At 72.2% G+C, this 6,352-nt stretch carries 5 protein-coding genes; all 5 read right to left on the bottom strand.

What is annotated here, in order from left to right; all coding sequences use genetic code 11:
* Positions 1–174: 174 nt before the first annotated feature.
* The gene (locus GWK61_RS29910) at positions 175–501 is read right to left on the bottom strand and encodes a hypothetical protein (protein ID WP_194914285.1); all 327 of its coding nucleotides are present in this window, start codon (positions 499–501) and stop codon (positions 175–177) included.
* Between the two features lie 52 nt (positions 502–553).
* The gene (locus GWK61_RS29915) at positions 554–1,897 is read right to left on the bottom strand and encodes an amidohydrolase (RefSeq protein WP_194914287.1); all 1,344 of its coding nucleotides are present in this window, start codon (positions 1,895–1,897) and stop codon (positions 554–556) included.
* 101 nt (positions 1,898–1,998) lie between these two features.
* Positions 1,999–2,808, bottom strand: coding sequence for an SAM-dependent methyltransferase (locus GWK61_RS29920; RefSeq protein WP_194914299.1), 810 nt, complete (start codon positions 2,806–2,808; stop codon positions 1,999–2,001).
* A gap of 177 nt (positions 2,809–2,985) precedes the next feature.
* Positions 2,986–5,892, bottom strand: a complete 2,907-nt coding sequence (locus GWK61_RS29925) for a protein kinase domain-containing protein (protein ID WP_194914309.1) — start codon at positions 5,890–5,892, stop codon at positions 2,986–2,988.
* An 81-nt stretch (positions 5,893–5,973) separates the two neighbouring features.
* Entirely contained in the window at positions 5,974–6,240 is a 267-nt protein-coding gene (locus tag GWK61_RS29930; protein WP_194914314.1) for a metal-sensitive transcriptional regulator, read from the bottom strand.
* Positions 6,241–6,352 lie beyond the last annotated feature (112 nt).

Consider the following 6,352-nt stretch of genomic DNA (forward strand, 5'->3'; position numbering starts at 1 on the left):
AAACCTAACACCTCAGGCCTTTGACGGCATTTCCATCAACCCCAGCTTTACCCCTGTGTTCCGGGGTCGGCGGTGCTCAAGGGCTGGCCGGGTCCGGAGGCCGGCGGTTTCAAAGATCGGCTGCATTGAGGGGCCGCCTGTTTTCAAGGGGCAGTGGCTTTCCCCAGTCGGCACTCAGCCCCAGCGCCTCGCGTCCTCGGCCAACCGCGCCATCTCCTCCTCCAGCCGGTCCGCGGCCGAAGCGGAGGCCCCGGCGGACTGCGAAGCCTTCAACCGCGCGATGATGCCCTGGAACTCCGAGATCCGCCCCTCCAGATCGGACTTGGCCTTCAGCAGGTTCGCCTCCTCCAGGGAGCCTGGCTGCACCAGCAGCAGCCGGTGCTCCAGATCGCCCAACAGATCCAGCTGCCGCCGCCGGGCGAGTTCGAACTGCTCCAGCGGATCCTCGAACCGGCTCAGGAACCGGTCCGTGCTCTTGCGCAGCCACCCACCGACACCCATGCAGCGCTCCCTTCCAGAAAGCCCCGTTCCACAGGCCTAACAGGCCCAACGCCTATTCTCCCGCCGACGTGCCCGCGAGCCACGCGCCCGCGGCGGCGATCATCAGCCGCACCCCGACCTCCAGCGTCGGGTCGACCGCCGGGGCGAACTTCGGCGAGTGGTTGCTGGGCAGCGTGGCCGGAACACCGTCCTCCAACAGGGACAGGATGTCCTGCTCGGTGAAGTCGGCGAGGTCCAGGCCGCCGAAGTGCCAGAACACGGACGGGACGCCGAGCGTGGCGCCGAAGTGTCCGAAGTCCTCGCTGCCGGTCAGCGTGCTCGGCAGCACGAACACCCGGTCCGCGCCCAGCAGATCGCGGAACGCGTCCAGCACGACGTCGGTCGCCGCCTGGTCGTTCACCAGCAGCGGCAGCTCGTCCAGCGGCGTGATCTCCGGCAGCCGCTCCGCCCCGGAGGCGGCGGCCTCGGCGTTCACCACGCGCGTGATCGCGGCCAGCACCTTGTCCCGCACCGCCGGCGCGGTGGTGCGGACGGTGATGGCGAGTTCGGCGTCGTCCGGGATGACGTTGCCCCGGCTGCCCGCGTGGATGGAACCGACGGTCACCACGGCCGACCGGCTCGCGGCGATCTCGCGGGACACGATCGTCTGCAACCGCATGACGATCGCGGCAGCGATGACCACCGGGTCGATGGTGGCCTCGGGCATCGAGCCGTGCCCGCCGCGGCCGAAGATCCTCACGCGCAGCGTGTCGCAGGAGCTCATGACCACGCCGGGGCGGGTGCCGACCAGCCCGGCCGGCGCCGGGCCGACGTGCTGGCCCAGGCAGACCTCGGGGCGCGGGAAGCGGTCGGGGAAGCCGTCCTCGATCATCTTCGGCGCGCCGCCGCGCTCCTCGGCCGGCTGGAAGACGGCCACCACGGTGCCGGCCCAGGACGCGCGGTTGGCGGCCAGCAGGTCGGTGGCGCCGAGCAGGCAGGCGACGTGGACGTCGTGGCCGCAGGCGTGCATCACGGGGACCTCGGTGCCGTCGAGGTCGGTGGCGGTGACGGTGGAGGCGTAGGAGAGGCCGGTCTCCTCGCGGACCGGGAGGGCGTCCATGTCGGCGCGCAGGAGGATGACGGGCGGTTCTGTTGCGCCGTTCAGGCCATCATTCAGGCCACCGTGGAGCACGCCCACAACACCGGTACCGGCGATCTTCTCTGTGCCACCGAGACCTTCGGTGACGTCCCACCCCGCCGCGCGCAGCCGCTCAGCGACGATGCCCGCGGTGCGAACCTCCTGGAAGGAGAGCTCGGGATGCTCATGGAGGTCCTTGTAGAGGTCGCGCAGTCCCGGGAGGACATCCTCCAGCCCGCGCAGCAGGTCGGCCGTGGTTGGTCGGGTGAGCTGGGTCATGCAGGCTCCGTTCCGAGATGGACGACTCCCACCTTGGTCACCGCGGAGCCCGCAGGCAACCGGCTGGAGACCGCTCCCCCGCCTTCTCCTCTACTTCGTCCCTACTTCTTGCGCCCGAGCGCCCCATACATCCAGATGTCGTCGGCGTCCCTGGGCACCGGACCGTCCGGCCGCCACCGGGGCAGCAGCACCACGCCGGGGTCGAGCAGGTCCAGGCCGTCGAAGAACGCCGCGGTCTCCTTGGCGCTGCGGACGGTCAGCTTCGCCGTCGACTTCTCGTACGCCTGCGCCGACACCGCCAGGCGCTCCTGGTCGAAGTCGCCGGTCACGTGCGTCAGGGCCAGGAAGCTGCCCGCCGGGACCGCGTCCATCAGGGTGCTGACGACGCCGTACGGGTCCTCGTCGTCGCCCACGAAGTGCAGCACCGCGATCAGCAGCACGCCGATCGGCTGCTCGAAGTCGAGCACCCCGCGCACCTGCGGATCGGCCAGAATCGCGGCCGGATCGCGCAGATCGCCCTTGACGATCGTGGCCGCCCCGATCCCGGCGTCCACCGGCCGGGCGCGCGCGTGGGCCAGCACGATCGGGTCGTTGTCGACGCCGACGATGCGAGCGTCCGGCCGGGCCGCCAGTGCGGACGCGACCGTCCCGCCGGGCCCCGGCAGCCCGATGCCGACGTCAAGGAACTGCGAAACCCCCTCCGCCGCGATCCCCCGCACCGCGCGCCCGAGGAAGGCCCGGTTGGCGCGCGCGAAGGCCCGCACCTTCGGCATGTTCTTCAGGACCTTCTCGGCGGCCTCGCGGTCGGCCGCGAAGTTGTCCTTGCCGCCCAAGTAGTAGTCGTACATGCGCGCCGGAGTGGCGACTTCGGTGTCCACTTCGGGCGTCGTCCACTTCGCCTCGTCAGACATGTCGCCTCCCCATCCCGGCCGGACCCGGCCCCTCGGCGGTGTTGATCGCTTGGCGCGGATCATACCCACCGTCTCTGCTTCCTGATAAAAGAGATCGCTAATCGCGGTCAGGGGTCAGGCGATACCCGGCAGACCAGTTCGCCATGAGTCGCCATGCTCGGCGTTCCCGCCGGCCGCCTACCGCCCGGCGTCGTCCCCCACCCCGGCGCTGTCCAGCAACCCGTCCAGCACCCGCCGCCGCTCATCGACGAGCGCCTTCAGCTTGTCCGCCATCGAGTCCAGCCGCCGCATCGCGGCCGGCATCCCGGCGTCCTGGCCCGGCGCGAACACGATCCGGCCGAGCTCCGACTCGCGGGCCGATACCAGCTCGTCGCGGATGCGGTCCAGGCGGTTGTGCACCGAGGACAGCGCCTGCAGCAGGTGCTCCTTCAGCTTCCTGCGCTCGCCGGGGTCCTTCGGCGGCGCGGTGGTGCCCTCCGGGCCCTCCGCGTCCCACTCGCGCGACAGCTGCGCCAGCAGGCCGATGTCGCCGCGAGTGTAGGCGTCGTTCACGCGTGCCATGAAGACCTCGCGGCGCTGCCGGTCCGCCTCGTCGTCGGCCAGGTCGGGGTGGCAGCGCCGGGCTAGTTTGCGGTACATGCGCTTGGCCTCGCCGGTCGGGGCCGGGCGCGGGGGGTCGGCGCGGGTGGCGCGGACCTTCTCCTCGTCCGCCTGGCGGGCCGACTGCTGCGCGCGCTCGCGCGCCGTCTCCGCGTCGCGCTGGTCGTCCGCGCGGCCGCTGCGCGCCGCGTGCACCTCGGCGATGCGGGCCTCGATCTCGTCGAGTTCGGCCAGCAGCGGCGCGAACATGCGCGCGTGCGCGCGGCCGAACACCGCGAGCAGGTTGCGGACCTCCGCGAGTTCGGCCTCGGCCTGCGACAAATCGTCGGCCAGGCCCGCGAGCTCGCGCTCCAGGTCGCCGATCTCGGGGTCCACCCACAGATCGGCCTCGGCCTGCTGCCCGGACTGCCCCGACTGCCCGCTGTAGGGGCCGACCTTCGACACGACGCGCATCACCAGCGTCTCGTCGTCGACCCACACCGCGCGGATCTTGCCCTCGCCGAGCACCTCCACGGCCTCCGGCCCGCGCGCCGTGAGCTGCACGCGCGCCGCCAGCTTCTCCTGTCCGAGTTCGCCGGGCGCGACCTCGACGCAGATGTGGAACTCCCGCGTCTCCTCGCCCCACGCCCCGGTCGGGAAGCCGACCGTGCGGACCGCGTCGCCGGGGATCCGGTTGTCGGTCAGGTCGCGCAGCACCGGATCGACCTGCTTCACGTAGCGGATCACCGCTCCGCTCGGCGTCCACAGGCTGAGTTCGACGTCTGCGACCCGCTTCGCCGCCGCCCCGACCGTCGCGTCGCGCACCGCCGAGGGCAGTGCCTCGGGCTCGGCGACCAACGCCATCGTGCCGGACAGTTGCTCGGAGACCAGGCGCATCTCGTGGACGTCCCAGTCGTCGCCCAATCCCAGGCAGTCGGCCGTGAACAGCCCGGTGCAGGCGCGCGCGGTCATCGCCAGCCGCGACGGATGCAGGCCCTCGTCCCGGCCGTTGACGATGAGGATCGCGTGCCGCACCGGCCCGGACCCGAGCGCGAACATGCGGGCCGCGCGGCTGAGCCAGAGCCCGATCTCGCGCCCTCCGTACGCCGTGAGTCGGTCCACCGCGGCCTTCGCCGCCGCGCGCGAGACCGCGGTCACCGCCTCGGTGCCGCCGTCCTCGGGGTAGACGGCCTGGCTGTCGGCGCGTCCGGCGATCACCGCGAACCGCGCGCCGTCGGGCAGCTCGTCGATCCCGGCGCGCAAAGCGGCCTTGACGCCCGCCAACCGCCCCGGCTCGGCCAGCGAGCGCGAGCAGTCGGCGATGAAGACCACTGCCGGCGGTCCGTCGGCACTGGCCACCGCCGCCGGCTTCGAGGAGTAGCTGCGATCGGCACGCCGCGCGGCAGCCGCGGCGGCGGCGTGCGTCGGGGCCCCGGTCCCGGAGTCCGCGGTCCTGACCCGGACGACGGCGTGCACCTCGCGTCGGCCGGCCGCCAGGAACTCGTTCTGGTTGACGCCGATCTCGGTGCGGATGCTGCGGATCGCCTCCGACGCGTTGGCCGTGCGCGCGCCGCGGCTGGCCGCGACGTCGTCGTTGCGCAGGCGCTCGTTGACGAACGCGAAGTGCTCGACCCACTCCACGCCGAGCTGCACGTCCTGGGTGAGCGAGGGCAGCAGTCCGGAGGACTGGACGGTCGGCGGCGGCGTCCAGTCGCCGACCAGCGCGAGCGCCGCGGCCACGTCCGGCCGGGTCGAGGGGTCCTTGTCCAGCAGCCGGGTGATCAGCGCGGTCAGCCGGCCGCCCCGGCGCAGCGGCGCCGGCTGCCCGGCCACCACGGAGCCGATGATGTCGGCGCGGAACGCCGGAACGCCTTCCACGGCCTCGTAAAGCGTGGCCCCGAGGGAGAACAGGTCGCCGATCGCGCCGGCGTCCTGGGAGATCACGCGCTCGGGCGCGACGTAGCCGGGCGAGCCGATGAAGGTGCCGGTCCGCGTGACGCGCTGGTCGTCGAAGCGGACGGCGATGCCGAAGTCCGCGAGCAGCGCGGTGCCGTCGGAGGCCAGCAGGACGTTGCCCGGCTTCACGTCCCGGTGCACGATCCCGGCGGCGTGCGCGGCGGCCAGCGCGCGCAACAGGTCGCGGGCCAGGGCCACGGCGTCGTTCTCGGTGAGCGGGCCGCGGTGCGCCACGCGCTCGGCCAGGCTCTCGCCCTTCACCAGCTGCATGACGATCCACGGCGCGCCGTTCTCGATGTGGACGTCGTGCACGGTCACGATGTTGGGGCAGTCGCGTAACCGCGCGGTGTTGCGCGCCTCGCGGGCGGCGCGCGCGACGCGTTCGGCGGCCTGCGGTCCCTTGCCCTCCATCGGCAGCAGGACCTGCTTCACCGCGACGTCCACCCCGAGGTGCATGTCGTAGGCGCGCCACACTTGTCCGAACGCTCCGGAACCCAACCGATCCACCAGTCGGTAGCGTCCCCCGATCACCCGTCCTGGCTCGGTCACGCACTGAGCCTACGGGGATCGGCGGCTCCGCGCGATGGTCGTTTCCCCGACGGTCAATCTCTTGCGGCCCGTGCGCAGCGCTCAAGCCAGCGACAGGAACAGCTTCTCCATCTGCGCCACGTTGGCCGCGCGCTCCCCGGCGTCCGCGGTCTCCAGGCACTGCTGCAATCCACCGGCGATCACCTTGAACCCGGCCCGGTCCAGCGCCCGGGACACGGCGGCGAGCTGGGTCACGATCTCCGAGCAGTCCCGCCCGGACTCCAGCATCGCGATGACGCCGCGGATCTGGCCCTCGGCGCGCCGCAGCCGCTTGGTCACGTCGGAAACGGTCTCGGGCTCGACTTGCACCTCGCCGCTCCTTCCCGGCGTGCGTCGCCGAATCGGGGGGATCATCGCTGCGCAGTATACCCCGCGGGGTATATGGAAATACGGCGCTTGTGACTTGTGGGTGGGTGGGGGC

The sequence above is a fragment of the Catenulispora rubra genome (assembly GCF_015356825.1).
Taxonomy (GTDB): domain Bacteria; phylum Actinomycetota; class Actinomycetes; order Streptomycetales; family Catenulisporaceae; genus Catenulispora; species Catenulispora rubra.